The sequence below is a fragment of the Pseudomonas edaphica genome (assembly GCF_005863185.1).
Taxonomy (GTDB): domain Bacteria; phylum Pseudomonadota; class Gammaproteobacteria; order Pseudomonadales; family Pseudomonadaceae; genus Aquipseudomonas; species Aquipseudomonas edaphica.
Genome location: NZ_VBVZ01000003.1, coordinates 1 through 26,838 on the forward strand (window position 1 = coordinate 1; position 26,838 = coordinate 26,838).

Annotated in this window: 19 protein-coding genes; 8 read left to right on the forward strand and 11 right to left on the reverse strand. The window is 59.8% G+C overall.

Features of this window, described 5'->3' with window-relative positions:
* The 4 genes from FEM54_RS00395 to speB all read right to left on the reverse strand — a co-directional run.
* The coding region (locus FEM54_RS00395) for a sodium:solute symporter family transporter (RefSeq protein ID WP_138448984.1) at positions 1–940 on the reverse strand (940 nt) is incomplete at its 3' end.
* Between the two features lie 29 nt (positions 941–969).
* Positions 970–2,553: a purine-cytosine permease family protein gene (locus tag FEM54_RS00400; RefSeq protein ID WP_138448986.1), complete on the reverse strand. Its 1,584-nt coding sequence runs from the start codon at positions 2,551–2,553 to the stop codon at positions 970–972.
* A 21-nt stretch (positions 2,554–2,574) separates the two neighbouring features.
* Complete coding sequence (locus tag FEM54_RS00405; RefSeq protein WP_138448988.1) at positions 2,575–2,994, reverse strand: YybH family protein; 420 nt, start codon at positions 2,992–2,994, stop codon at positions 2,575–2,577.
* Complete coding sequence (gene speB / locus FEM54_RS00410) at positions 2,994–3,944, reverse strand: agmatinase (RefSeq protein WP_138448990.1); 951 nt, start codon at positions 3,942–3,944, stop codon at positions 2,994–2,996. Before speB ends, FEM54_RS00405 begins: the two co-directional genes overlap by 1 nt.
* Positions 3,945–4,173: 229 nt before the next feature.
* Here speB and FEM54_RS00415 point away from each other — a divergent pair, with 229 nt between their 5' ends.
* The 8 genes from FEM54_RS00415 to FEM54_RS00450 all read left to right on the forward strand — a co-directional run bounded on the left by FEM54_RS00415 (position 4,174) and on the right by FEM54_RS00450 (position 18,051).
* Positions 4,174–5,067 (forward strand): LysR family transcriptional regulator, encoded by an 894-nt coding sequence (locus tag FEM54_RS00415; protein ID WP_017134867.1) that lies wholly within the window; start codon positions 4,174–4,176, stop codon positions 5,065–5,067.
* Between the two features lie 6 nt (positions 5,068–5,073).
* Positions 5,074–5,673, forward strand: a complete 600-nt coding sequence (locus tag FEM54_RS00420; protein ID WP_017134868.1) for a tRNA-uridine aminocarboxypropyltransferase — start codon at positions 5,074–5,076, stop codon at positions 5,671–5,673.
* Between the two features lie 98 nt (positions 5,674–5,771).
* The gene (locus FEM54_RS00425) at positions 5,772–11,729 is read left to right on the forward strand and encodes an NEL-type E3 ubiquitin ligase domain-containing protein (RefSeq protein WP_240792698.1); all 5,958 of its coding nucleotides are present in this window, start codon (positions 5,772–5,774) and stop codon (positions 11,727–11,729) included.
* A 105-nt stretch (positions 11,730–11,834) separates the two neighbouring features.
* Positions 11,835–12,737, forward strand: coding sequence for a cysteine synthase CysM (gene cysM, locus FEM54_RS00430; protein ID WP_017134870.1), 903 nt, complete (start codon positions 11,835–11,837; stop codon positions 12,735–12,737).
* Positions 12,737–14,089 (forward strand): 23S rRNA (uracil(1939)-C(5))-methyltransferase RlmD, encoded by a 1,353-nt coding sequence (gene rlmD, locus FEM54_RS00435; protein WP_138448994.1) that lies wholly within the window; start codon positions 12,737–12,739, stop codon positions 14,087–14,089. The genes cysM and rlmD overlap by 1 nt, the downstream gene beginning before the upstream one ends.
* A 152-nt stretch (positions 14,090–14,241) precedes the next feature.
* Positions 14,242–16,485: a GTP diphosphokinase gene (gene relA, locus FEM54_RS00440; protein WP_017134872.1), complete on the forward strand. Its 2,244-nt coding sequence runs from the start codon at positions 14,242–14,244 to the stop codon at positions 16,483–16,485.
* 161 nt (positions 16,486–16,646) lie between these two features.
* On the forward strand, positions 16,647–17,480 hold the full coding sequence (gene mazG, locus FEM54_RS00445) for a nucleoside triphosphate pyrophosphohydrolase (protein WP_017134873.1): 834 nt from the start codon (positions 16,647–16,649) through the stop codon (positions 17,478–17,480).
* Between the two features lie 25 nt (positions 17,481–17,505).
* The gene (locus FEM54_RS00450; protein WP_017134874.1) at positions 17,506–18,051 is read left to right on the forward strand and encodes a DUF2058 domain-containing protein; all 546 of its coding nucleotides are present in this window, start codon (positions 17,506–17,508) and stop codon (positions 18,049–18,051) included.
* Positions 18,052–18,118: 67 nt separating this feature from the next.
* Here the strand turns inward: FEM54_RS00450 and FEM54_RS00455 are convergent, their stop codons facing one another.
* The 7 genes from FEM54_RS00455 to purM all read right to left on the reverse strand — a co-directional run bounded on the left by FEM54_RS00455 (position 18,119) and on the right by purM (position 26,757).
* Complete coding sequence (locus tag FEM54_RS00455) at positions 18,119–20,239, reverse strand: TonB-dependent receptor (protein ID WP_138448996.1); 2,121 nt, start codon at positions 20,237–20,239, stop codon at positions 18,119–18,121.
* Positions 20,236–21,462, reverse strand: a complete 1,227-nt coding sequence (locus FEM54_RS00460; RefSeq protein WP_099548855.1) for an MFS transporter — start codon at positions 21,460–21,462, stop codon at positions 20,236–20,238. Before FEM54_RS00460 ends, FEM54_RS00455 begins: the two co-directional genes overlap by 4 nt.
* On the reverse strand, positions 21,452–23,377 hold the full coding sequence (locus FEM54_RS00465) for an IucA/IucC family protein (RefSeq protein WP_138448998.1): 1,926 nt from the start codon (positions 23,375–23,377) through the stop codon (positions 21,452–21,454). Before FEM54_RS00465 ends, FEM54_RS00460 begins: the two co-directional genes overlap by 11 nt.
* Before the next feature lie 384 nt (positions 23,378–23,761).
* On the reverse strand, positions 23,762–23,950 hold the full coding sequence (locus FEM54_RS00470; protein WP_138449000.1) for a hypothetical protein: 189 nt from the start codon (positions 23,948–23,950) through the stop codon (positions 23,762–23,764).
* A 376-nt stretch (positions 23,951–24,326) separates the two neighbouring features.
* A complete protein-coding gene (locus FEM54_RS00475; protein WP_138449002.1) occupies positions 24,327–25,040 on the reverse strand; it encodes a DUF3108 domain-containing protein in 714 nt (237 codons plus the stop codon).
* Between the two features lie 8 nt (positions 25,041–25,048).
* Positions 25,049–25,699, reverse strand: coding sequence for a phosphoribosylglycinamide formyltransferase (gene purN, locus FEM54_RS00480; RefSeq protein ID WP_017134880.1), 651 nt, complete (start codon positions 25,697–25,699; stop codon positions 25,049–25,051).
* Positions 25,699–26,757 carry a phosphoribosylformylglycinamidine cyclo-ligase gene (gene purM, locus FEM54_RS00485; RefSeq protein ID WP_017134881.1) on the reverse strand — a complete coding sequence of 353 codons (1,059 nt, stop codon included), beginning with the start codon at positions 26,755–26,757 and terminating at the stop codon, positions 25,699–25,701. The genes purN and purM overlap by 1 nt, the downstream gene beginning before the upstream one ends.
* Positions 26,758–26,838 lie beyond the last annotated feature (81 nt).

A 26,838-nucleotide genomic window follows, 5' to 3' on the forward strand; every position in this document is an offset into this window, starting at 1 on the left:
GTGCGGCGGCGATCACCAGGCCACGGATGCCGTCTGGCAGCGAGGCTTTGACGATGGCGTCGAAGGCGTTGTTGACGTTGTCCAGGTTTGGCAGCAGCACATGCGCGGCCATGCCAATCAGGGCACAGGCCAGGCCGTAGAGGATGCAGTAGAAACCGGCGAACGTGCCTGCGTACTGGGCGACTTTTTCGTCGCGGGCGGTGAACACGCGTTGCCAGATGTCCTGGCCGATCAGGATGCCGAAGAAGTAGATCATGAAGTAGGTGATGATCGTGTCCCAGCCGATTTCGGTGAAGCTGAAATTCGACGCCGGCAGCTTGGCCACCAGTTGATCCCAGCCGCCGACGCGGTACAGGCAGATCGGCAGCAGAATAAACATCAGGCCGACGGTCTTGATCACGAACTGCACGATATCGGTAAGGGTCAGCGACCACATGCCGCCGATGGTCGAATACACCACCACCACGCCACCGCCGAGCAGCACCGACACCCAGAACGGCAGGCCGAACAGCACTTGCAGCACGGTGCCGATGGCCAGGATCGAGGTCACGCCGATCATCAGCGCGTAGGCCAGCATGATCACCGCACTCGCTTCGCGGGCCATCGGGTTGTAACGTTTTTCCAGCACCTGGGTGACGGTGAAGATCTTCAACTTGAGCAGCGGCTTGGCCAGGAACAGGTTCAGCGCGATGATCCCCGCGCCCAGTGCGGCGCACAGCCAGAAGCCGGAAATGCCATGCACATAACCCAGGCGCACGGTGCCGACGGTGGATGCACCGCCCAATACGGTGGCGGCCATGGTGCCCATGTACAGCGACGGGCCCAGGTTACGACCGGCCACCAGGTAGTCTTCGTGGGTCTTGGCACGGCGCATGCCGTAATAGCCGAGCACGAGCATGCCGGCGGCGTAGATGAGTACGACGAATAAATCCAAAGCCATGACGGCGGTTCTCCGTTTATTTTTTTAGGCTATTGAGAGGTTTTCTGCAGAAAGGGCACTTGCTGTGGCGAGGGAGCTTGCTCCCGTTCGACAGCGAAGCTGGAGCCGGCTTTTTTAGGGCCGCTCCGCACCCCATCGGGAGCAAGCTCCCTCGCCACAACGGCCGGGCCATAGACTTCGGCCGGCTCCGGGAACACACGAAGCAAGGTCAGGTACACCACCGACGCCAGCCCCAGCGTCACCGGCAGGCTGATATCGATGCCATCGGCCAGGTTGCCCAGCGGCCCGACAAACTGCCCCGGCAGGTTGACGAAGCACAGGCCCACCAGTGCGCTCGGGACCCAGGCGCCCAGGCCGCGCCAGTTCCAGCCGTGGCTGAACCAGTAGCGCCCGCCGGTCTCACCGCGAGTGAACACCTGTAAGTCATCCGGGCAGTAGAAGCCGCGGCGCACGATCAGGCCGATGATCATCATCACCATCCACGGCGTGGTGCAGGTGATGATCAGCACGGCGAAGGTCGACACGCTCTGCACCAGGTTGGCGGCGAAACGTCCGATAAAGATGAAGGCAATCGACATCACCCCGATCAGCAACGTGGCCTTGACCCGCGACAGCAAGCGCGGGAACACGCTGGACATGTCCAGCCCGGTGCCATACAGCGAGGTGGTGCCGGTGGACATGCCGCCGATCACCGCGATCAGGCACACCGGCAGGAAGAACCAGCTCGGTGATACGGCCAGCAAACCGCCGACATAGTTGTTGGCCGCGATATAGTCCGGCGCCTTGATCGCCACGATGGTCGCGGTGGCGAGGCCGAACAGGAACGGAATCAAGGTGGCGATCTGCGCCAGCACGACCGCCAGCATGATGCGCATTTTCGGCGTCTCACGCGGGATGTAGCGCGACCAGTCACCCAGGAACGCGCCGAAGGAAATCGGGTTGCTCATGGCCACCAGCGCCGAGCCTATAAAGGCAGCCCAAAAACCAGCCTGGCCCATGGCGACGCTGCCGGCGAAATGGCTGTCGAACGCCGGTGCGAACGCGAAGATGCCCAGCAGAAACAGCAGGCTCGCCGCCCACACCGCAATGCGGTTGACCCACAGCATGAAGCGAAAGCCGTAGATGCACACGGTCAGCACCAGCAAGGCAAACAGGCCGTAGGCCAAGCCCAGCGTCAGGTCGGTTTCCGGCAGGCCAATCAGGCGTTTCGCACCACCGACCAGCGCATCACCCGAACTCCACACCGACAGTGAGAAGAAGGCAATCGCCGTCAGCAGCGATAGAAACGAGCCGACAATCCGCCCATGCACACCAAAGTGCGCACCGGAAGACACGGCGTTGTTGGTGCCATTGATCGGCCCGAACAAGCCCATGGGCGCCAGGATCAGCGCGCCCACCAACACGCCCAGCACAATCGCCCAGACCCCAGCCTGGAACGACAAACCGAACAGCACCGGAAACGAGCCCAGCACGGCGGTGGCAAAGGTATTGGCACCGCCGAAGATCAGGCGAAACAGATCCTTGGGTCTGGCGGTACGTTCGTGGTCCGGGATCTGTTCGACCCCGTTGGTTTCTATTCTGCGAATACTGTTTTCGTTGTTTTTATTATTCATGATCAGCTCCGATCACATTGGCTAAGGGGGCGGCAGCCCTTCCGGCATAGCGGACAAATGTTCGTGACAGGCCAGCCACAGGCCTTGTTGTTTTAGGTGAGACGCTTGCCGTTTGAAGACAATGGTCTCGCGCTCCTGGCTAAAAAATTGCTCCCCGTTCATGCGCAGCTCGGTGGCCACGTCATGAATAAAAATCGCCGCGTCACCCTGCAGGCTGACAGCGGCATTGCTTGAGCTGCAGGACAGCACTTCAAACCCCTCGTCCGCGCGCCAGCTGTCCCACAACGCCTGGTAGGCATCGCGACTGAGCAGAGGCTGGGGCAGGGTGTAAAACACGAAGCTGGCATCGGCCGTGAACGCGCCAAAGTAAGCCTCGCGGTCATTAGCGGCGAAGGCCGCCACCAGGTCGGCGGCGGCTTTCAGCACCTCATGGGCGCTCATCAGCGGTGCGCCACGCCGGGCAGTACGCAGAGCATCTCGTACAGCAGGTTGGCGCCGAGCAGCGAGGTGTTGCCGGTGGTGTCGTAAGGCGGCGAAACTTCTACCAGATCACAACCAACCAGGTCGAGGCCCTGGCAACCACGGATGATCTCGATCGCCTGAATAGTGGTCAGCCCGCCGATTTCCGGTGTGCCGGTGCCGGGCGCCCAGGCGGGGTCGATGCCGTCGATATCAAAGCTCAGATACACCGGGCCGCCGCCGACTTTTTCGCGCACTTCGGCCATCAGCGGCGCGAGGGAGTGGTGCCAGCATTCTTCGGCCTGGACCACACGGAAGCCCTGTTTGCGGCTCCAGTTGAAGTCTTCGGCCGTGTAGCCCTGGGCGCGCAGGCCGATTTGTACGACGCGGTCGCAATCGAGCAGGCCTTCTTCCACGGCGCGGCGGAAGGTGGTGCCGTGGGCGATTTTCTCACCGAACATATGGTCGTTGACGTCAGCGTGGGCATCGATGTGCACCAGCCCGACCTTGCCGTGCTTTTTGTGGATAGCGCGCAGGATCGGCAGGGTGATGGTGTGGTCACCGCCCAATGTCATCGGGATCACGTCGTGCTCAAGGATCTCGTCGTAGGCTTCTTCGATGATGCGCACGGCGTCGAGCAGGTTGAAGGTGTTGATCGCCACATCGCCAATGTCGGCAACCGACAGCGAGTCGAACGGTGCGGCGCCGGTGGCCATGTTGTAAGGGCGGATCATCACTGATTCAGCGCGGATTTCACGCGGCCCGAAGCGGGTGCCGGCGCGCAGCGACGTGCCGATATCCAGAGGCACGCCGATAAAGGCAGCATCCAGGCCTTTGGCCGTTTGCAGGTGGGGAAGCCGCACCATGGTGGCGATGCCGGCGAAGCGCGGCATTTCGTTGCCGCCCAGTGGTTGGTGGAAAATCTTGTCCACGGGAGTGCCTCATCGTTGTTTTGTTTATTAGGGGCCGATTCTGCGAAAAGCCCGTGGCGGGAAGAATCGGCAGAGGCAAATACTTAGTTCAGATTTTTCTAAACTAATGCTTGGGGTAAACTGGGTCCAAATGTGGGCGCTGGCTTGCCTGCGATGGCGGCGTTGATTTCACTGTTGCTATCGCAGGCAAGCCAGCCCCCACAGGATTTTTGTGTTCCGCGGAGAACAAATGGCCAACGCCTTGCCCGACCTGAAACTCCTGCGCATCTTCGTCAGCGTCGTGCGCCACCAGGGTTTTGCCAATGCCCAGCACGAACTCAACCTGTCGACGTCGGCCATCAGCACCTACATGAGCCAACTCGAATCGGCCTTGGGCCTGGTGCTGTGCCATCGCGGCCGGGGTGGATTCAGCCTGACCAGCAAAGGCGAGCTGTTCCATCAGGAAACCTTGCGTCTCTTAGGTGAACTCGAAGGCTTCGAGCAATACGCCGCCGCCCTCAAAGGCGAGCTGCGCGGCACCCTCAAGCTGGGCGTGCTGGACTCCACCGTCAGCGACAAGGCCTTGCCGTTCGCCGAAGTGATCGGCGCCTACAGCCTCGAACACCCGGCCGTGCATCTGCATCTGTCGGTGATGAGCCCTTACGAGCTGCAACTGGGCGTGCAGGACAATCGCCTGGACCTGGCCATCGGCGCGTTCTCCAACCGCATGAGCGGGCTGATCTACATGCCGCTGTATCGCGAACAGCACTGGCTGTATTGCAGCACGCGCCACCCGCTGTTCAACGAGCGGCGTATCCCCGAACAAGTGATCACCCAGCAACGCATGGTCGGCCGTGGCTATTGGAGCCAGGCCGAACTGGCGCGGCATGGTTTCAAACACAGCGCGGCCACCGTGGAAAGTATGGAAGCCCAGTTGATCCTGGTGCTGTCCGGCGCCTATATCGGCTACCTGCCCGAGCACTACGCCCAGGCCTGGGCCGACAAGGGTGACTTGCGCGTTTTGTTGCCGGCAACCTTTGGCTACCAGGCGCCGTTTTCCATGATCATGCGCCGTGGCCGCAGTCGCGAACCGCTGATCCAGACTTTCCGCGATCTGCTCAAAGCGCAGCTCAACCAGGCCTGATAAACCATGTCCAGACCCCAATGCCCTCGCTGCCTCAGGCCCGTTACTCACTGTCTGTGCGCGCTGATCCCCAGCCTCGACAGCCGCACCCGCATCTTGCTGTTGCAGCACCCGAGTGAGGTCAATCACGCGCTCAATACTGCGCGCTTGGCGGCACTGGGCTTGAACAATGCGCAGTTGGTGGTGGGCGAGGTGTTTGATGACCTGGCCATGCTGTTGAGCCCGCCGGGTTATCAGGCACGCCTGCTGTTCCCGGCGGACGATGCTGAGCCGTTGCAAACCTATACGCCGAGCGATCAACCGCTGTTGCTGGTGGTGCCCGATGGCACTTGGCGCAAGGCGCGCAAGCTGCTGCACCTCAACCCGCTGTTGGCGGCTTTGCCGCGCGTGGCCCTGGCGGGCGAGCGCGTGTCGCGTTATCGGTTACGCAAGGCACCCGGCCCGGGCGCTTTGTCGACGGTGGAAGCAATCGTGCAAGCGTTGCAGGTACTCGAAGCCCCGGCTTCATTTGACGCGTTGCTCAAGCCTTTCGATGCGTTGATCGAAGGCCAGATTGCCGCCATGGGCGAGGCGGTCTACCAGCGTAATCACGTAGAGGCTACATAGCTACCGCCTGGCGTAAGCGCCGCTGATTAGGCTCGTCATTTATCACACCCTTTGAGGGAAAAATGACAGAGCCTGAAGAGACACTCCCACTTCGACCCATGGATACGTTGTCTGCGTATATCCAGGAACAACAAGCCCAAGGGCCGTTGATGACTGGCGCAGAGTGGTCCATAACACGCGTCTTGTTACCTTTGCGCAAGACACTTGAGCGCTTTTTCGGCGGCCTTGATGAGCAAGAGCAGCAAGACTACATACGTTTGCAAAAGGCCTACGTCAGCGCACAAACCACATTCGAAGCGGCTATCAAGCAACTCGGCGCGGACCTTGAAACCACCTTGTTGGCGAGCCTGACTGCAAGGCTGAAAGCACTGGCCGGCAAAGAGGTTGATCCCAAGGTTGCGCGTATCCATACCCGCTATGTGAAACCGGCTGATACATCGACGCCAAACAACCCAACCCTGCGAGTTCCACGCGCGATAGATGACCGCGTGGACAGCGAGGGCCTGTCCAGCGTCACCCTGTGGGAGGCCGCCTGCATGAACTACAGCGGTTTGTCGGGGTGGGGCTTTCCGGGGCATGTCAGCCTGAAGGAGGCCAGCTATCTGGATTCGAATGTCGGAATCAGCGCGGCGGATTTCATCGAGCTGGTGCGCGAACTCAATCTTGGCACCCAATTGCGCACGCGCCTGGACAGCGCGCTGCAGAGCTCTACGCTATTGGGGGCGCAGGTGTTGGCGCTGGCAACTGCAGAACTTGAATTCGCGTTGATAGAGGCCTTGAGGACCACCGACCGAAGCCGGGTTGACCGGGAAAAATACCACGCTGTGGTGGGTGCGTTGTCAGGCGAGTCGCCTTGGGATGTCACTCAAGAAGTGAAACTGTTCATTCCCTATGGCCCGAACAATATCAATGGGACCGAACGCTATGGCCTGCTTGGCGTATACACGGACCTGCCAAGAGGTGACTACCTGAGCATTCCTTATGTGATTTTCTCGGTCAAAGGATGCAAAGGCGCGTTCAGCTATTTCCCCGACCGGCCTGGCGGTGCCCTCAAGCACTACGACAAGTTTTCGGAGGCTGCCAACGAATTTTATGTCGGCTTCAAGGCGTTTCATGCGCGAAAGGAAATGGGGTGGTTGTATCAGTCCATGTCGCTGTCCGACTACGCGCGCTTGAACGCCAGGCCGGCGAAAGAAAGCAGGCCGGAGGAGCTCAATGCATTTGCGCAGTTCTTATACCGGTTGTGCGGGCGTGCAAGCAGGCTTACCCAGGTCAACCACATCGGCTACAAGCGCGATAGCGTTTACAACGCGCCGACAGTCAGCCTCTATCGTTTTTACATCGAGCGTTGCCGAGCCAACCTCAAGGTATTGGCGCATGAAACGCCGGGCGCCATGGCCACCTTGCTTGAGTTTTCCCAGACGCTGTTCGGTGAAATCATCAACCTGCTGTTGATCCCGGTGCCAGGGCCTTTGAAAGGCCTTGGGCGGTTGAGAGCGTTCGCCCTGTTCACTTCAATAGGGCTGACATTTTTCCAGGCGCTGCAAGAGGATAGCCGCGCAAACTTGGTGCAATTGGCGATAGATATCGCTGACTTGCTCAGCAGCAGGTTTTTGCACCGACGTTTGGCCCCGACGGTCAGGCGCCGGCATCAAGCGTTGTATAGCCGGCTGGCCCAGCAAAGCAGACTGATGACGACCACTGAGCGCAAGAGTCAGACAGGCGGCCAACTGGTTGAAAAAATGATGGGCGCCACCGACGTACCCACACAAACGTTAGAGCGGATCGTCAGCCTCAGTAATAGCTCGCGAGCCGACCTGGACCAGGTATGGGATGGAGCACCGCCCTCGGCATCGCTGGTTGAGGCGGTGAATCGGTTTAACGTCGACAAGCTGATCGACTGGGCTGCCAAGGGGGCCGACGCTAACCTTCCCGAGGCGGTCGGTGCCGTTGAGATTCTCGCTCCGCTACTCACCCAGCATAAGGATTGGCCGAAAAGCACATCCTTGAGCATTCAAAACCCGCAAGGCGTGGAAGTACGGCGCTATAGCAAACGTGCGGATCACAAGACCACGGCAGTGGTCATGGTCACCGTGTTGGAAAGCGGACTGTTCGCTTATTCAACGCCACGCCGGATCAGCGCTCATTTGCCCCAGGCTATTGTCGATTTGCTACCCGACGTTTTTTTATCGCGCAGGTCGACGTTGGTCGAGCAACTTGCCGATAAAGCCGACGCGTTGCGCATTGATCTGTTTGAGGCACTCACGGTGTATGCCGATACCAGTCGATCCGCGGCCACGGGCGCACCAGCATCAGTGCTTCGATTACTGCCTGACAGCGTTGCCAGCGCTACCCCGCCGCACCCCGTGATTGAGCAGTTACATACCTTGCACCCCGGATTGAGCCGGGCACGGTTGCTGGAAGTGCTGCGCCGAAATCCGTTGTCGGAACATCAGCAGGCACAACTCCTGCAATCGCAACTGCAACCCGAAGCGCTTTACACCGCGCTGCGCTCTGCCCGTCAGGTGGCACGCGCAGAAACCATGGTTGACGGCGTACTCCATCCTCGGCGCTTCAGTCAGAAAATTCAGAACTGGGCTACGGAGTTTGCCGTCCAAGCACTGCGCGACCTGACCGGCCAGGTACTCGTCATCAGCCCTGAAGCGCAAGCGATACCTTATGTTTCACGGGGACCGCTGGACAAAACCATCGTCGTGATCGATCACGGGCGCGGACAGTTCTCGTTGTTTGACATTCAATCCCCCAAACCAAGGTCGACCGAAACCGATGATTTATATCAAACGGTCGTGAGCCAAATCTCTGAAACCGACCTGTTACGGTTGGGGTGGGACGAGCAGGGCGCTGCCTCTCAGTTCCGGCACACAGTCGCCCAGGCCTTGCTCAATAACCGTACGGCCGATGGCAGGTTTTATCCGGCACGCCGTGAGATCGGGCAATACGCCAGCGTTGTCGAGACGTCAAATATGGTGCCCGAGCCTGACGCGCTCGGCCTTTACAGCCCGGGCAACGATCGCTTCGTGTTTATCGAGGGAAATTATTTCAAAGTCATCCAGGGGCAAGGGCTGGTCCCCTGGCGTATTCAACACCCATTGCTGGAGCAGGCCTATGCACCCGTGCTGACCCACAATGGCGCGGGCGCCTGGCGCCACGAATGGGAGAACCCGCTGACCTGGGACGGGCAGAAGCCGTTTTATCGCCTCGGGCCATCGTTTCGTGCGTTGACGCCGGATGCCATTGTGCAGATCCAGCAGATAAGTGGAGTGACGCCGGACATCCTGCGCCGGATGCACGCACGTAATGAACGGCCTCCCGCTATCCTGAGAGAGACCGTCGAGCGCTTCACGATTCATCAGCGGCTCAAGACGCACCTGGAAGGCATGGAGACGCTTGAGGGCACCGCGTTGGGGCGCGATTTCCTTGATGAACTGCTGGGAGAGATTGGGCCGGCCAATGCCGATGCACTGGTCGGGCGCGCCGGAGTCAGCAGGGCGGACCAGGTGTCCGTGCTGGAGGCCAAGGTTATGACCAATAAACCCAGGATGGAGCGGCTTTTTTTCAAGGCGTTGTGTCATAAAAGCGCGCAGTCGTCCGACCCTCTGGCGCAAGTGCTGCAGCGCGACTTTCCCGGTTTGACTGCGGTCATTGCCCAAGACTTGGTGAGTCAGTCCACGCCTGCTGAGCGAAGTAGTCTGGAGGCCGGTCGCGTGCCGTTGACGCTTACGCCACTCGTGCGTTGGTGGTTGCATTCTCTGCGCAAGGCGCGCGCCTTGGAGGGGGTACATATGCCTATCACCGGTGATGAAGACAGCGCGAAATTAATCCTGCGGACACTGTCGGACATCAATGGATGGCCAAAGAACCTGCGGGTCGAGGTGTGGGAAAGAGGGCGTCTGATTGACAGCATCGGCGCCACTGACTCGCCGCATAAGCGTGTGCTGGAGGTGCAGGACGGTCAGTACCAGGCGTACACGGTGCAAATCAACGGCGGGCGCCAACCGATAGGCGGCTACGGTGAGTTTCTGGTGGTTTTGTTAAATGCACTGCCGACGGCGGAGCGCCAGGCCTTGGGCTACACCCATGTGACGGGTGTTGAAGAACTGACACAGGAGATTGCGCGGCGACTGGAAACCCAGCCAGCGCTCGGCGACTCCCGGTTTAATATTGAAAAGCTGCTCGGTATGGAGCCACGCCCCTGGTTTAACCCGCCGCAACGGCTCAGTGATGGGCGTATTGGTTATCCGCTGAGCGGCGATGGCGGTTCAGGTGGCGTAGCGGCTGCGCAGGTGGCGCAGTGGCGCAAGTTGTTTCCGACCAAGACCGATGCAGAGGCGAGTGAGAGAGTCCTCAACCTGGGGGAATCCTTCGCGGAGCGACAGTCCGCCATCAATCAACTTTTTTCTGAACAGGAGGCCTTGAATGCCAGCCTGGAGCGATGGTGCTTGCTGGGCGATAGTGTGAACTTGAGCGCACACCTTCAAGCCTCTGAACGTATTCGACGTTGCTGGAGCCGACAGGAGTCCGTACGTGGTATGCCCTATGAGCTTTACCTCGACGACCTTGCCCTGAATGACCTGCCTGAGACGACTGCGAGCTTTTCCCACGTCGATCTGCTGAGCTTGAGGAACAATCAGTTGCAAACACTGCCGACAGAGTTCCTCCGGTGCTTTGGGTTTCTGCGCAGTCTCTCTGTTGATGGCAACCTGTTGGATCATCTGCCTCAAGGGTTGTCAGAGCTGCGGTATTTGCAGCAACTGAATTTGTCGAACAATCGTATTCGGCCCAATTTGCAGGATGTTCTGGGTCTGAAAGAGTTGACACGCCTGACCTGGCTGGACCTGTCCTATAACCCTCTGGGGCAAGGCAGCCGGCTGAACCTGTATCGTCTGAAGGCGTTGGAAGTCCTCAACCTCAAGAATACACACATCCATCAGTTGCCCCGGGGTGCGGTGACTCTGCGACGTCTGAGTACCTTCGATCTGCGCGACAATCAGCTTCATGTACTGACCGAAATGGATCTGGGCCTGAACCTCAATGTCCATCGTGCAATGGATTTGCAGGGCAACGAGTTGGCTGCGAGCACATTGGAGGTAATCCGCCAATACCAACAAAGACCGGGTTACCAGAATGTTCATTTCGGCGTGTCGGACGCTTCACTCACGGTGTTGTCTTCCGTTGACCCCTGGTTGATATCGATTCCCGCCGGCGAGACAGCGCAACGTCGAGCGCTTTGGTCTTTGATCGATGCGAATCGTAATTCCCAGAACTTTCGCGTGCTGCTAGGGGTTTTTGCCGCCTATCCGCCATTTTTAGCTGCCAAGTATCGAGCATTGCGCGAGGACATCAGCCGCAGAGTCTGGCAATTGATTGACTGCGCCACCCATGACACACACATTGAACGGGTTTTGTTTGAGCAGCCCTTGGAGTACATCCGGGCCCAGGCTGATGGCTGGCTGCTGTGCCTGAATGATCTGGAACTTGCAGTGTTGCCGTTGCAGATGCTGGCACCAGGCAGTCAAGCCGTGGCAGCAGACTTTTTGAATTATTACCGAGGATCTAATCGGATCGCGTCCATCAAGCAGCGAGCCACTTTAGACTATCCAGCCCATTCAGGCGTTGAACACAGTATGTTCTTGCTGGGTTGTCGGCTCGCCCTGGCGCAGGATCTGAATCTACCCCTGCCGCTCACGATGCGTTTTTCTACACCCGTCGTGGAAATTGATCCGCAGGTGTTGAATGAATATCGCCTGGCCATTATTCGTGATGAGGCTCGAATCAATTGGCCGGATTTACTCAAGGATAAAGAATATTGGGTGACGTTTCTGGAGCTCAAATACCCTTTAATGTTTGAGGCGGCGCGAAGCCCGTACGATGAGCGGTATCAGCAGGCTTTAGAGCAAGTCCAAGTCGGGGATTTGAGCGAAAATTCTTACTTTATCAAGGGGGGCGAGATTGCTGTGGCAATGCTCTCAGCCAAGAATGACCTCGTTCTGCAGTTGACGGCGCAGGAATGGGCGGCATTTGTCGGCAGCGACTGACTGCGCTTATATCTGTATTGAATAAGCACCACACTTTGCGTGATATGGCCCGCCGGCCTTTCCCGGTATGATGTTCGCCCCCGCAGTCTGGATTGCGAATACGCCATGACCTTGCAGTACCCTACAATCGCCGATTGCGTCGGCAACACGCCCCTGGTCCGCTTGCAACGCATGGCGGGTGAAACCAGCAATACCTTGCTGCTCAAGCTCGAAGGCAACAACCCGGCCGGTTCCGTCAAGGACCGCCCGGCGTTGTCGATGATCACCCGCGCCGAGCTGCGTGGGCAGATCAAGCCGGGCGACACCCTGATCGAAGCCACCTCGGGTAACACCGGCATCGCCCTGGCCATGGCCGCGGCGATCAAGGGTTACAAGATGGTCTTGATCATGCCCGACAACGGCAGTGCCGAGCGCAAGGCGGCGATGACCGCCTATGGCGCCCAACTCATCCTGGTCACTCAGGAAGAAGGCATGGAAGGCGCGCGTGACCTCGCCGAGCGCATGGCCGCCGAAGGCCGTGGCGTGGTGCTCGACCAGTTCGCCAACGGCGATAACCCCGAGGCACACTACACCAGCACCGGCCCGGAAATCTGGCGCCAGACCCAAGGCAGCATCACCCATTTCGTCAGCTCGATGGGCACCACCGGCACCATCATGGGTAACTCGCGCTACCTCAAGGAGCAGAACCCGGCGATCCAGATCGTCGGCCTGCAACCGATGGAAGGCGCGGCCATTCCCGGTATCCGTCGTTGGCCTGAAGAGTACCTGCCCAAGATCTACAACGCGACGCGCGTGGACCGCATCATCGACATGGCCCAACGTGAAGCCGAAGACACCACCCGCCGTCTGGCGCGTGAAGAAGGCATCTTCTGTGGCGTGTCCTCCGGTGGCGCTGTGGCCGGTATGTTGCGTCTGTCCAAAGAAGTTGAAAACGCGGTGATCGTCGCGATCATCTGTGACCGAGGCGACCGCTACCTGTCGACCGGCATCTTCGACGAACCCAACTGATGGCCAAGCACGAGAGAGGCCTGCGCTTTCAGCCGACGGGCGGCAGCCGCGCCCCGCAGATTCCGGTGGGCAAGAAGCAACGCCTGACCATCGAGCGCCTGGCTAACGATGGCCGCGGCATTGTGTTCTTTGAAGGCCGCACCTGGTTCGTCAATGGCGCGCTGGCCGGCGAAGAAATCGAAGCGCGGGTGTTGGGCGCCCACGGCAAAATCGTCGAGGCGCGTACCGAGCGTGTGTTAAAGGCCAGCGAGCTGCGTCGCCCGGCACCGTGCGCGCACTTCGGCCGCTGTGGCGGTTGCAGCGTGCAGCACCTGCCCCATGACGAACAACTTGCCCTGAAACAGCGCATGCTCGCCGAGCAACTGACCCGTGTGGCCGGTGTCGAACCGCAAGAGTGGGCGGCACCGTTGAGCGGGCCGGAGTTCGGCTACCGTCGCCGCGCCCGTGTGGCGGTGCGCTGGGATGCCAAGGCCAAACAGCTTGAGGTGGGTTTTCGCGCCGTGGCCAGCCAGGATATCGTCGCTGTCGATGATTGCCCGGTGCTGGTACAAGCCTTGCAACCGATCATGCAGCGTTTGCCGAACATGCTGCGCCGCCTGAGCAAACCACAGGCGTTGGGGCATGTGGAGTTGTTCAGTGGTTCGTCGATTGCCGTGTTGCTGCGGCACATGGCGCCGCTGTCCGAAGCGGACCTGCAGGTATTGAAAGAATTTTGCACCTTCCATGACGCCCAATTGTGGCTGCATGGCGAGGGCCAGCCGGAGCCGGTAGAGCCGGGTCAGGCGCTTGGTTTTAGACTGGCGGCGTGGGATCTGGAACTGGCTTACCGTCCGGGAGATTTTGTCCAGGTCAACGCCGGAGTCAACGATGCGATGGTCGCCCAGGCCCTGGAGTGGTTGGCGCCAAAGGCCGAAGAACGGGTGCTGGACCTGTTTTGCGGGCTGGGCAACTTTGCCCTGCCACTGGCCAAACAGGTGCGCGAAGTGGTGGCGGTAGAGGGCGTGCAAGCCATGGTCGAGCGGGCGGCGCAGAACGCCGTCAGCAACAATTTGCATAATGTGCAGTTTTTTCAGGCCGATCTGTCCCAGCCTTTGACCGACGCGGAGTGGGCCAAACAGGGCTTTTCTGCGGTACTCTTGGACCCACCCCGTGACGGTGCCCTGGAGGTTGTGCGCAAGCTCGCCACCCTGGGGGCCAAGCGCTTGGTGTATGTGTCCTGCAACCCGGCCACGCTGGCGCGGGACACGGTTGAGTTGGTCAAGCAAGGCTACCGGCTAAAACGTGCCGGGATCCTCGACATGTTTCCGCAAACAGCGCATGTCGAGGCCATGGCGTTATTTGAAGCGGGCTAGGATGCCCGTTTAATCCGACTGGCCTGTCGTCTCCTGGGCCGTGACCTGTCAGGGAGTGGTACCTAGCCTAATGGTTGCACCGCTAGGGTTACGCAGCAGGTCAGCGATGATTTTTGGCGCATCCAAGGTGCGTCGTAGGGAAGGTAAGCAAGATGGTACAGGTGAGAGCACACCAGCCGATCAACACCGACGGCAGTATCAATCTCGAGGCATGGCTGGATCATGCCGTCAGTGTCGACCCGGCACTGGACCGTGAAGCCTTGAAAGCAGCCTGCGAGTTCGCTCGTGAGTCTGAACAGCAAGACAATGCGGCCAAGAACCTGTGGGCCGAAGGCACTTCAAGCTTTCGCACCGGGTTGGAAATCGCCGAGATCCTCGCCGATCTCAAGCTGGACCAGGATTCGCTGATCGCCGCCGTGCTTTATCGTGGCGTGCGTGAAGGGCATATCCCGTTGCCGACGGTCAGCCAGCGTTTCGGCGCGGTGGTGGCCAAGCTGATCGACGGCGTGCTGCGCATGGCCGCCATCAGCGCCAGCCTCAGCCCGCGTCAGTCCATGGTGCTGGGCACCCAGGGCCAGGTCGAAAACCTGCGCAAAATGCTGGTGGCCATGGTCGACGACGTGCGCGTCGCGCTGATCAAGCTGGCCGAACGTACCTGCGCGATCCGTGCGGTGAAGACCGCCGACGACGAAAAGCGCAACCGCGTGGCCCGCGAGGTGTTCGACATCTACGCGCCGCTGGCGCACCGCTTGGGCATCGGCCATATCAAGTGGGAGCTGGAGGATTTGTCCTTCCGCTACCTCGAACCCGACCAATACAAACAAATTGCCACGCTGTTGCACGAGCGGCGGCTCGACCGTGAGCGCTTTATCACCGACGTGATGGGCCAGCTGCGTTCCGAGTTGCAGGCCACCGGCGTCGACGCCGACATCAGCGGCCGCGCCAAGCACATCTATTCCATTTGGCGCAAAATGCAGCGCAAGGGCCTGGCCTTCAGCCAGATCTACGACGTGCGCGCCGTGCGCGTACTGGTGCCGGAAATGCGCGACTGCTACACCGCGCTGGGCATCGTGCACACTTTGTGGCGGCACATCCCCAAGGAATTCGACGACTACATCGCCAACCCCAAGGAAAACGGCTATCGCTCGCTGCACACCGCCGTGATCGGTCCCGAGGGCAAGGTGCTGGAAGTGCAGATCCGCACCCACGCCATGCACGAAGAGGCCGAGCTTGGAGTTTGTGCGCACTGGCGCTACAAGGGCACCGACGTCAAGGCCGGGTCCAACCAGTACGAAGAGAAGATCTCCTGGCTGCGCCAAGTGCTGGAATGGCACGAAGAACTGGGCGATATCGGCGGCCTGGCCGAGCAACTGCGGGTGGATATCGAGCCGGACCGGGTCTATATCTTCACCCCCGACGGCCACGCCATCGACTTGCCCAAGGGCGCCACGCCGCTGGACTTCGCCTACCGCGTGCACACCGAAATCGGCCACAACTGCCGGGGCGCCAAGATCAACGGGCGCATCGTGCCGCTCAACTACAGCCTGCAAACCGGTGAACAGGTCGAGATCATCACCAGCAAGCACGGCACGCCGAGCCGCGACTGGCTGAACCCGAACCTGGGCTACATCACCACGTCGCGGGCGCGGGCGAAGATCGTTCACTGGTTCAAGTTGCAGGCACGCGACCAGAACGTCGCGGCCGGCAAGACTTTGCTTGAGCGCGAATTGGCGCGCCTGGGCCTGCCACAGGTGGACTTCGACAAATTGGCCGAAAAAGCCAACATGAAGATCGCCGAAGACATGTTCGCAGCCCTCGGTGCTGGCGACTTGCGCCTGGCGCAATTGGTCAATCTGGCCCAGCAACTGGTCGAGCCGGAGCGCGGCAGCGAGCAGTTGGAACTGATTCCGCGCAAAGCCACCGGCTACAAGCCTGGCAAGCGCGGTGATATCCAGATCCAGGGCGTGGGCAACCTGATGACGCAAATGGCCGGCTGCTGCCAGCCATTGCCGGGCGATGCCATCGTCGGCTACATCACCCAGGGGCGTGGCGTGAGCATTCACCGCCAGGATTGCGCCTCGGTGCTGCAACTGGGCGGGCGCGAGCCCGAACGCATCATCCAGGTCAGTTGGGGCCCGGTGCCGGTGCTCACGTATCCGGTGGACATCATCATCCGTGCCTACGACCGTTCCGGTTTGCTGCGTGACGTGTCGCAAGTGCTGCTCAACGAGCGCATCAACGTGCTGGCGGTCAACACCCGCTCGAACAAAGAGGACAACACCGCGTTGATGTCCCTGACCATCGAGATCCCGGGGCTGGACGCGTTGGGGCGGTTGCTGGGGCGGATTTCCCAGTTGCCGAACATCATCGAGACGCGGCGTAATCGCACACCTTGATGCGGTCTGAAAATATCTGTGGGCTGCTTTCTGTGGGAGCCGGGCTTGCCCGCGATGCAGGCGACTCGGTCTGTCTGATAGACCGAGTCGAGGCTATCGCAGGCAAGCCAGCTCCCACATTAGATCTTCAGCGGTTCCAGACAATGGGCAGAGATTGACCGATGTATTCACTTGAAGACCTGCTGCACCTGATGAATCGCCTGCGCGACCCGCAATACGGGTGCCCGTGGGACATCAAGCAAACCTACGCGACCATCGTGCCGCACACCCTTGAAGAAGCCTACGAGGTTGCCGATGCCATCGAGCGCGGCGACTTCGATCATCTGCAAGGCGAGTTGGGCGACCTGTTGTTCCAGGTGGTGTATTACAGCCAGCTGGCGCGGGAAGAAGGGCGCTTTGAATTTGCCGGGGTAATCGACAGCATTACGCGCAAGCTGGTTCGTCGCCATCCGCACGTATTCCCTACGGGTGATTTGTACGCGCCGTTGGATATTCCCCAGTTAAGTGAAGAGCAGGTTAAAGAACGCTGGGAGCAGATCAAGGCTGAGGAGCGCGCAGAAAAATCCGACGCACCCGAGCAATTGTCCCTGCTCGATGACGTACCTGCGGCCTTGCCCGCGTTATCCCGCGCCGCCAAATTGCAAAAGCGCGCCAGCCAGGTAGGTTTCGACTGGCCGGCTGCCTTGCCGGTGGTCGACAACGTGCGTGAAGAGCTGGATGAAGTGCTCGAAGCCATGGCTGATAACGATTCGGTGGCCATCGCCGATGAGGTCGGTGACCTGTTGTTTGCGGCGGTCAACCTGGCCCGTCACCTCAAGGTCGACCCGGAAACCGCGCTGCGTGGCGCCAACGCCAAGTTCGAACGACGTTTCCGATTTATCGAACAGGCATTGCGCGATACGCACAAACCCATAGAAGATTGCACCCTCGAAGAGTTGGACGCCCTGTGGGGCGAAGCCAAACGCCAGGAAAAGAATGTGTCCAGCTGCGGTTGAGCAGTTGCCTAAGTGAGTAAGCACCATGAGCCTTTCCCTTCGCGACCAGTTGCTCAAAGCAGGTCTGGTCAACCAAAAGCAGGCCAAGCAGGTCGGCAAAGACAAACAGAAGCAGCAGCGCCTGGTCCACAAGGGCCAGATCGAGGCTGATGACACCCAGGCGCGCCTGGCCGCCGAAGCGCATGCCGAAAAGGTCAAGCGCGACCAGGAACTGAACCGCCAGCAGCAGGAAAAAGCCGAGGCCAAGGCCCGCACGGCCCAGGTTAAACAACTGATCGAAACCTCGCGCCTGCCCAAGCTGACTACCGAGGATTACTACAACTTCGTGGATGACAAGAAGGTCAAGCGCCTGTCGGTCAACACGTTGATGCGCAACAAACTGAGCAACGGCTCCCTGGCGATCGTGCACCACGGTGGCGGCTACGAGGTGATCCCGCGTGAAGCGGCGCTGAAGATCCAGGAGCGCGCACCAGAGCGTATCGTGCAGCTCAATATCCTCACCGAAAGCCAGGTGCCGGATGAGGACGATCCATACGCGGCCTACCAGATCCCGGATGATCTGATGTGGTAAGGCGTTAAAAACAACAAACCCCGCTCAAAAGGCGGGGTTTGTGTTTTTAACCTGCAGCTTCAGCCGATCACCAATCCACTGCATAACTCACGCTGAAGGTACGCCCTTCAGCGTTCGGGTACGGCGCACGGGCGTTGGCCTGGGCAAACATGTTCTGGTAATTGCGGTTACTGAGGTTGTAGATCGCGCCTTCCAGGCGACCGACTGGCAACCTGACCGAACCGAGCAGATCGACCAGCGTATAACCTTTGATATCGCGGCCGTTGTTGTCTTTGGCCGCGGCATCATAGTCGGCCAGTTGCATGCCTTGCAGGCGCAGGCTGTAGTCGCCACGGTCATAGCCGACAAAGGCGGTGGTCTTGGCAGGCGAGATACGTGTGGCGGGCAGGTCGATCCATTTGCCGTTTTGCTGGGTCTCGCCTTTGGCGTAGGCGTACGTGCCGCCTACCGACCATTGATCGGTGACGTTGTAGGTCAGGCTGGTTTCGATGCCGCGCACGCGCTCTTTCTGGTTGATCAGGCGCAACACACGGTCATTGGCATCATAAAACTGGGTGACGTCCGAGGTGTTCTCATACGCGGTGACATTGGCCAGCCACTTGTCCCAGTTGCCACGCCAGCCCAGCTCGTAACTGTCGACCTTGAGGGCTTGGGCGTTCAAGTCCTGGATGTCGTATTTGCTGTTGACGTCCCGCAGGAAGCGCTGGATATCCGGCAGGGAAAACCCCTGGCTGAAATTGACGAACACATCCTGGTTTTCATTCAGGTGGTACACCGCACCCAGGTTGTAGAGCGTGTCATCGTATTTGAGGGTGCCGCCCGGCAGTGTGGCGCGGTTGCCGGTCTGCACGATCTCGCCGTAGGCAATGCTGTCGGACACTTCGCTTTCGATCCACTCACGACGGATGCCGCCACGTAAGGTCCAGTCATCGATATCGTAGGACAGCTGGCCAAAAATGGCTTTGGTGGCGGTTGCGATGTCCGGGCCCATCTCAAAGGTGGTGCCGGTCTTGGTATAGCTCAGGCCGTTGACCCGGTATTGGTCGCCGCGTTGGCGCGAGGTTTCATGGTCATAGTCGGCGCCCCAGACCAGGTTACCGGTCGCCGAGCCGATGTCCGGCATTTGTGTATCAATCGCTGCCCGCACACCATAGACGTCTTGCACACTGTTGTTGTCGGACACCCCGGCACGACCGCGAGACAGGTCCGGGAAGAACAGTGCATCGGCACGCCGCCAGTAACTTTCGACCTGCAAGCCCTGGCCGTAGAAGTCCTTGTCGGCGTAATTGAGGTTGACCGCCTGGTTGTGGGTGAAGGGTTGGTCATCCAGGTCCAGGCCTTTTACCGCGACGGCAGTGCTGGTGATGCGTGGGTTCTTGGTGTAGCGGGTGTCCTGTTCATCTTTATAGTCTTGCAGCGACAGACTGATCTTCTTGTCGTCATCCAGCTCGTAGCCGAAGCGACCTTGCAGGTCGTAGGTGTCGGTGTCCATGTTGCTGCCCTGGGACGTGTCCTGGGGAATGCGTTTGCCGTTACCGTCGAACTGGTCGTTGCGTTGCACCGTATTGCCCGACACGTACCAGTCCACCGGGCCTTTGCGGCCGGTGGCACTTTGGAAGGCTTCGTAGGAAAACCCCTTGTGGCTGAAATTGTTACCGGCGGTCATGCCGATCTTGCTGCTGAAGGCCAGGTCTTCGCCTTTGTTGCGCTTGGTAATGATGTTGATGATGCCGCCTGAGGCGCCGGCGCCGTAGACGCTGCTGGCGCCGGATATCACTTCGATGCGCTCGATGCTTTCCGGTGCCACGCTGTTGAGCTGGCGGAAGTTGTCACGCGTGGCGTTCTGGGACACGCCATCAATCAGGATCAGCGTGTTGCGCCCGCGCAGCGTTTGGCCGAAGTTGCTCATGCCACCGCTGGAGGGCGCTATGCCCGGGACCAGTTGCCCGAGGATATCGGCAACCCGGCGTCCTGCTGCTGTCTGCTGGCGGATCTGTGCTTCGTCGATGACCTGTACCGAGCCTGGGATCGCGGCAATGCTGGTTTCACTGCGAGTGGCCGAAACGACCGTCGCCTGCAATTGCAGGTTGGTAGCCGCCGCTGGCGCGTCTTCAGGTTGATCGGCCCAGACAGGCGCGCTTATCGAACCGAGCAGGGGCAGCAGGACGGCCCATTGTGATTTGTTCATGATCTTGCCTTTGAGTTATTAGAAGTATTGACAGAAAAATCGGTAGTCTCAGGTGTTCGGGTGAACGAACGGATGGCGCGGATACCCAGGGCCGCCAAGGCATAGGTCAGTGCCACCAGCCAAAAGCTGTGCGCCAAGCCCACCATTGCCATGCCGACGCCACCCAACAGTGCACCGCACAACGCGCCACCTTTTGCGGCGCTATTGCCCAGGCCCAAGGCAAACCCCTGCTGGCTGGGTGCGACGGTATTGGCGATCAACGTGTAGGCGACCGGTAGCAGCGCGCCTTGCCACACGCCCCACAGCAGCCGGCTGGCGAGGAACCCCAGCCATTCGCCGGCCATCGCCGTGAAGGCCAGCGTCAAGGCGCAAAACCACGTGACCCATTCGATGATGCGTAATGTTTGCGCCGCGGGGTGTCGGTCAAACAGGCGGCCCCACAGCGGCGCGGACAGCGCGAGCGTCAGTGCGCTGGCGGCGTAGCTGGCGCCGATCAGCCAGGCAGGAGCGTGTAGAACATCGGCGACGTACAGGGCATAAAACGGTTGGGGCATCATCTTGGCGGCCTGGATCAGCACGATGATGGCGAGCATTGCGCCGAGCCAGCCTTTGGGCAGTGCCGTAGGCGTTGAGGCGCGTACCGGTCTTGAGCGCGGCGCATCGCTGGGTAGAAACAGGCTGATCAGCGCGCACAGCAGGCAGACCGCCGTGGCGCTGTAGCACAGCAACGCGAAACCGGAAATATCCATCAGCCAGCCACCCAGCACCGGCCCGGCCAGCGAGCCCACGGCGGTGGCCGATTGCAACCGCGCCAGAATGTGCCCGCGCCCACCTTCGGCGCAGTACGCCAGCGCATAGGCTTGGGCTGCTGCAATAAAACCTGCCAGCGCACCTTGCGCCACGCGGATGACCACCAGCAGCCACGGGTCGGTGGTGACAGCGGCCAGCGCCTGGCATACCGCCAGGGCCAGCAGCGCGCGAATGATCATCGGCTTGTGGCCGGTACGATCACCCAGGCGCCCCCACATTGGCGTGAGGATCATCGCCGCCATCATCGGCCCGGCATACACCAGCGACGACAGCAGGCCGGTGTACTGGGCGTTGGCAACGCCCAGCAGTTTCTGGATCTGCAACGGCCAGAAGGGGCCGCTCATCTCCATGGCGCCCATCGACACCAACTGAATCACCACCAACAGGCGCAATGCAGTGTTGTTAGCCGACATTGGCGGCAGTGCTCAGCGGGTTCGGCAGGCGTCCGACGATATCGGCGTGGCTTTCCATCAGGCGCATGCGCATAAACGACTTGGCTGGCCAGTCCTGCTCCAGCAGCGCGGCACGTTCGGTCTGCCAACGTTGGGGTTCGACCTGGCTGCGCAAATCATCGAAACACTCGCGGACCTGGGCTGACAGCTCGTCCCACAGCAGCCCCTCCGGAATATCGAAATGGCGCGCACTGAGCAATACCAGTTCGCCCAAGTGGCACATGAACACGGTGTGCAGCAACTTGTCGCGCACGAAGCCGGCATCGTCGTACAAGGTCATCTTCGGGTCGTGCAGTTCGATGTCGAGGCCATGGGCATGCAAGGTCTTGCGGTCGATGCGGATATCACCGAAATCACGCAGCAACAGGCGGTTTGCTTGCCCGTTTGTGCCCATGACCATAAAGGAGTTCTGCTGATGGGCCTCGAAGGCCACGCCATAACGCAAGTACATGCCCAGCAGTGCCGGCACTGCAATCGATGCATAGTCTTTAAAAAACGCCTGCATGGCCTGCGCGTCATCAGCGCCTTTGCTCAGGCGTACCCACTGCTTGAGCAAGGGTTGCCCATGCTGATCAATGGCAAACAGGCTGCCTACCGGAATGGCCATTTCGCCCGGTTCGAGCAGGCTCTGCGGGTTGTCACGGTACAGGACGGCCAGGTGCCGGGAGTGCTCGTCATTGGCAGGTTGTGGTTGGAAATGCACGCCGAGTCGTTCGGGCACGATGCTGAGAATAGGTTGAATTTGCGGTTCGCGTGCCAGGATGGTTTGCAGTAAATGGCTGATCCGTGGCCCCATGCGCGCGGAGCGTGGCGACACTGTGCGCTGCACACTGGTCAAGCGCAGCGACACGGGAAGTTTAACCATTGGCGCGTCGCACCGGCCTTCAGGCAACACGGTCCTGAATGACATGGTGGGGTGGGCGGTGAACGCGACGATGTCGGTCAGCACCAGCAGCCTGTCACCGATTTCATTGGCGAACAGTTGCGGCAGCTCTTGGCGAGCTTGCCAAGGGTGAGCGGGCATCGGCAGGTAGTCGCCAGCCTCAAGGCCTTGAGCGCTTAAGTGCGCTGTCAGTTGGCGGGCGGCCTGCGGGAAGTGGTTTTGCCACCACTGCCAGTAATCTGCAGTACCGGCCAGGCTTTCGACATGGGCGAACTGGCGGTGCAGCGCGCAGAGTAAAACCGGGAAGCGCGCTTCGAACTCCGGCGAGAATTCAATAACCTGCTCTGTTCCCAGGCCCAGCTTTGTCTTGTAGTTGGGGTGCCATGGATGGCCCAAGGTGCCCCACTGCTCGAGTACTGATGTCGGGTTGGAAACGCTTGGGTTGTTCTTGAGGTAGCTGAGCAAATTGTTTTGATGCGCGGGGGCCATTGCGGCGTGCAGCTCGAGGGTCCACTGCTCGTGAAAAGCGAGGCACAGCGTATCGTTGATAAAGCTGTCGTCTATCTCCCGGTTGAGGCGGCTCAAGACGTCTGGGACGGCAGATGATTCGAGGCTGCTGTTGAGTAATGTCAGCAACTGCGAGGGGAATCGGATTTTCTGTTCGGGCTGGCCAGCGCGCAGGACACTCACCGTGCCGCGCAAATCCCAGCTGGCCATGCGGCCTGGGCGCAGGTGATCAAAACATAGGCGGGTGTGGTCGGGTAGCTCCAGCCAGCAGCGATTGTGTTCGTCATAAGTGCGTGTGGTGGGGTTGAGCAGGCCTTCACGGAACAGGGCTTGGATCAGGCGCTGGAAGCTGCGTTCGGCGGCAGGTGCGAGGGTGTCGATCAGGGCATCAAGCGTGACGTGCTTAGCCAGGAATTGGCGAGTGGAGAGTGCTTCACCCCAGCGTTCCAGCAGTAGTTTTTCCGGTGTGGCGACCTGTCCGTGCATCAAATCGAACTCCTTATCCGTAGGGCTGAGTGAAAAGCGAACGGATACTATCGAGAATCATTACCAAATGTCTATTTGTTGTTACGCTTCTTGCGGAAACGATTATTCAGGGGCGAAAGGAGGGCGGTTCGAAGCCGGAGAGAGCAACCATGCAGGTCTGGAATCAGGGTTGAAGGGGCTAAGTCAGGCTGGTTCAGTGTCTTTGAGGTGACTTGTAGTACGAAGCCTGGGGTTCTGTAGGGTGTATCTGCTTTCATGCGGTCGTGGCAGAACACAGGAAAACGGTGGCTGTTAGAAACGAAAAACCCCGCTCAAAGGCGGGGTTTTTGTGTGTAGGCACACCAGCTGCTGTGTGGGGCTGGGTGACTGGCAGATTTCAGAGTTTCAGGAGCCGTCGGCTTGGCGTTTCATCTCAAGAGATTCGAGCTCGTTTTTATAATTGTGGGCTTCGTTCTCGTTGTGGAACATGCCGACCAGTTGGTCTTGTTGATGTACATCCCAGATGTGAATCCCATGGCCCAGTGCTTCGTGAGACATGTGTGCATCGTCGCGTTCAGTTACTTTTACAGTCATCTGCTTGCTCCAATCTCTGGTTGATCTGCGGCAAGTCGTCGCAGGCCTCTTTTATATGTTTTGTTAGCTTGCTAAGTAAACCGATTTTGCGCGCAACTATTTATTGCAGGAAATGCAACAGTGCTGCAGGCCACGCAAATCGCGACATTGCGTCGCAGGGTGCTGAGTTTTATGACAAAAGTTTCATGTTTGCGACCGGCTGGAGCCTTGTGTTGATCATTGAGCCGCCATCGCAGGCAAGCCAGCTCCCACATTTGAAATGCATTCACCTGTGGGAGCTGGCTTGCCTGCGATAGCGGTAGTGGTTTCAACACAAAACCTCCAGGCGAAAAAAAGCCCCGCATTCAGCGAGGCTCTTTTTAATCACATCACGGTATCAGCTACCTTTGATAGCCTGGCCATCAACGGTACCGTCCTGCAGCATGATGTTGTATTCCTTGCCGTCGGTTTCCACCTGGCGCAGGGCAACCAAAATGCCGCCCAGGTCCTTGGCAAACCACATCTGGGTGATGCGCTTGCTTTGAGTCGGGTCACGTACACGTTCAACCTTGATCGCATCGATGGAGCCGACCTTGGTCTGGACCTTTTCCGGGCCAATCACGCGGAAGTCGTAGGTGTCGGTGTCGGTGCCTTCAACGACGATGTAGCTCATGCTCTTCTTGCCGGCCGCCACATCGCGTTGCAGTGCCAACTGGTAAGTCGACTTGTCGAGCATGCCGCTTTGCAGGGCGACGTTGACCGGGTCTTTGTTTTCAAAGCCGGTGACTTTCTTGGCCGTCTGGTCGAAGTCCAGGTTGATCTTCTTCGACTTGCCCAGGCCGCCACGCTCGAAGCTGTAGCTCACGGGCTGCAGGGCATCTTTGTCGAGACGGATAACGCTGGTCTCGGTGAGGCTGGCGATCATCATGGACGCCTTGAAATTCAAGGTCCACGAGCCATTGTCATTCTTGACCAGGCTGCGCTCGGCCGAGCCGCTCATGGGCAACTGCTTCCAGTCGGCGGTGTAGCTGGCGGAGAAAGGGTGAAGGTCTGCTGCTTGCACAGCGGGCAAGGCGAACAGCGCAAAAGCGAAGAGCAGGGCGCGACGCATAAAATCTCCTAGGTTCGAATCAAGTGGCCGCTGGCCGCGAGTAACTGACCGTCCAATAATGCACCCTGTTCGCCGAGAATCAATCGTCCCTCGGCAAACCAGCGAACAGCCAGCGGGTAAATCCTGTGTTCCTGGGTGTGAACCCGTTGCGCAAGTGTCTGCGCCGAATCTGCAGACTCTACCGGAACCACTGCCTGTACGACCAGAGGCCCGCCATCGAGTTCCTCGGTGACAAAGTGCACGCTGCAGCCATGCTCCGTGTCGCCGGCCTCAAGGGCGCGTTGGTGTGTGTGTAACCCTTTGTATTTGGGCAGCAGGGACGGGTGAATATTGAGCAGGCGCCCTTGGTAGTGCCGCACGAAATCGGCGCTGAGGATGCGCATGAAACCGGCAAGCACCACGAGTTTGGGATTGAAGGCGTCGATCAGTTCGATCAAGGCGCTGTCGAAGGCCTCGCGACCTTCGAAAGCCTTGTGATCCAGGGAGCGGGTGTCGATACCCGCGTCCCTGGCGCGTTGCAGGCCGTAGGCGTCGCTGCGGTTGGAGATCACCGCAGCGATGCGCACCGGGCTATCGCCGGTGCGCGTGCTGTCGATCAGGGCCTGCAAGTTACTGCCGGTGCCGGAGAGCAGCACCACGACATCACAGGTCTCAGGCATCAGTGAGCCTTGAGGTTCTTCAGTTCAACCTGGGCCGCGCCTTCTGGAGCGGTTGCGATCTGGCCGATAACCCAAGGCTGCTCGCCCGCTTCACGCAGTACGTTCAGCGCGGTTTCAACGTGCTCTTGAGCCACGCAGATAACCATGCCTACGCCGCAGTTCAGCACGCGGTGCATTTCGGTTTCGTTGACATTGCCTTGCGCTTGCAGCCAGTCGAACACGGCAGGACGCGTCCAGCTTGCCACGTCGACAATCGCCTGTGCGCCTTTAGGCAGCACGCGCGGGATGTTGTCCAGCAGGCCACCACCGGTGATGTGGGCCATGGCTTTGACGGCGCCGGTGTCCTTGATCAGCTTGAGCAAAGGCTTCACGTAGATGCGGGTCGGGGCCATCAGCAGGTCGGTCAGCGGCTGGCCGTCGAGCTGGGTATTCTCGATGTCGGCGCCGGACACTTCGATGATCTTGCGGATCAGCGAGTAGCCGTTGGAGTGCGGGCCGGACGATGGCAGGGCGAGCAGGGCGTCACCGGCTGCGACTTTGGAACCGTCGATGATTTCAGCTTTTTCGACAACACCGACGCAGAAACCGGCCAGGTCGTAGTCTTCGCCTTCGTACATGCCTGGCATTTCAGCGGTTTCGCCGCCGACCAGAGAGCAACCCGACAGCTCGCAGCCGGCGCCGATGCCGGTGACCACTTGAGCAGCGGTGTCCACGTTCAGCTTGCCGGTGGCGTAGTAGTCGAGGAAGAACAGCGGCTCTGCGCCACACACCACCAGGTCGTTGACGCACATGGCAACCAGGTCAATACCGATGGTGTCGTGCTTGTTCAGGTTCAGCGCCAGGCGCAGCTTGGTGCCCACGCCGTCGGTGCCGGACACCAGCACAGGCTGCTTGTAGCCGGCCGGGATTTCGCAGAGGGCGCCAAAACCGCCCAGGCCGCCCATGACTTCGGGGCGCGCAGTGCGCTTGGCGACGCTCTTGATGCGTTCGACCAATGCTTCACCGGCGTCGATGTCTACACCGGCGTCCTTGTAGCTCAGGGAGGGTTGCTTGCTCATGATCCAGGCCTTTAGGGGGGATTTCTGGGTAACGACCGAGCCGGCAGGCGCTTTTGGTAAAAGGCCCAGCCGCTGACGGTC

Coding starts and splice junctions, on each gene's coding strand:
- FEM54_RS00400 (WP_138448986.1), bottom strand. CDS start 2,553: ATGAATAATAAAAACAACGAAAACAGTATTCGCAGAATAGAAACCAAC.
- cysM (WP_017134870.1), top strand. CDS start 11,835: ATGACCTTGCAGTACCCTACAATCGCCGATTGCGTCGGCAACACGCCC.
- FEM54_RS00475 (WP_138449002.1), bottom strand. CDS start 25,040: ATGCGTCGCGCCCTGCTCTTCGCTTTTGCGCTGTTCGCCTTGCCCGCT.
- FEM54_RS00420 (WP_017134868.1), top strand. CDS start 5,074: ATGTCCAGACCCCAATGCCCTCGCTGCCTCAGGCCCGTTACTCACTGT.
- purM (WP_017134881.1), bottom strand. CDS start 26,757: ATGAGCAAGCAACCCTCCCTGAGCTACAAGGACGCCGGTGTAGACATC.
- mazG (WP_017134873.1), top strand. CDS start 16,647: ATGTATTCACTTGAAGACCTGCTGCACCTGATGAATCGCCTGCGCGAC.
- purN (WP_017134880.1), bottom strand. CDS start 25,699: ATGCCTGAGACCTGTGATGTCGTGGTGCTGCTCTCCGGCACCGGCAGT.
- FEM54_RS00460 (WP_099548855.1), bottom strand. CDS start 21,462: ATGTCGGCTAACAACACTGCATTGCGCCTGTTGGTGGTGATTCAGTTG.
- rlmD (WP_138448994.1), top strand. CDS start 12,737: ATGGCCAAGCACGAGAGAGGCCTGCGCTTTCAGCCGACGGGCGGCAGC.
- FEM54_RS00465 (WP_138448998.1), bottom strand. CDS start 23,377: ATGCACGGACAGGTCGCCACACCGGAAAAACTACTGCTGGAACGCTGG.
- relA (WP_017134872.1), top strand. CDS start 14,242: ATGGTACAGGTGAGAGCACACCAGCCGATCAACACCGACGGCAGTATC.
- FEM54_RS00415 (WP_017134867.1), top strand. CDS start 4,174: ATGGCCAACGCCTTGCCCGACCTGAAACTCCTGCGCATCTTCGTCAGC.
- FEM54_RS00425 (WP_240792698.1), top strand. CDS start 5,772: ATGGATACGTTGTCTGCGTATATCCAGGAACAACAAGCCCAAGGGCCG.
- FEM54_RS00405 (WP_138448988.1), bottom strand. CDS start 2,994: ATGAGCGCCCATGAGGTGCTGAAAGCCGCCGCCGACCTGGTGGCGGCC.
- FEM54_RS00455 (WP_138448996.1), bottom strand. CDS start 20,239: ATGAACAAATCACAATGGGCCGTCCTGCTGCCCCTGCTCGGTTCGATA.
- FEM54_RS00470 (WP_138449000.1), bottom strand. CDS start 23,950: ATGACTGTAAAAGTAACTGAACGCGACGATGCACACATGTCTCACGAA.
- FEM54_RS00450 (WP_017134874.1), top strand. CDS start 17,506: ATGAGCCTTTCCCTTCGCGACCAGTTGCTCAAAGCAGGTCTGGTCAAC.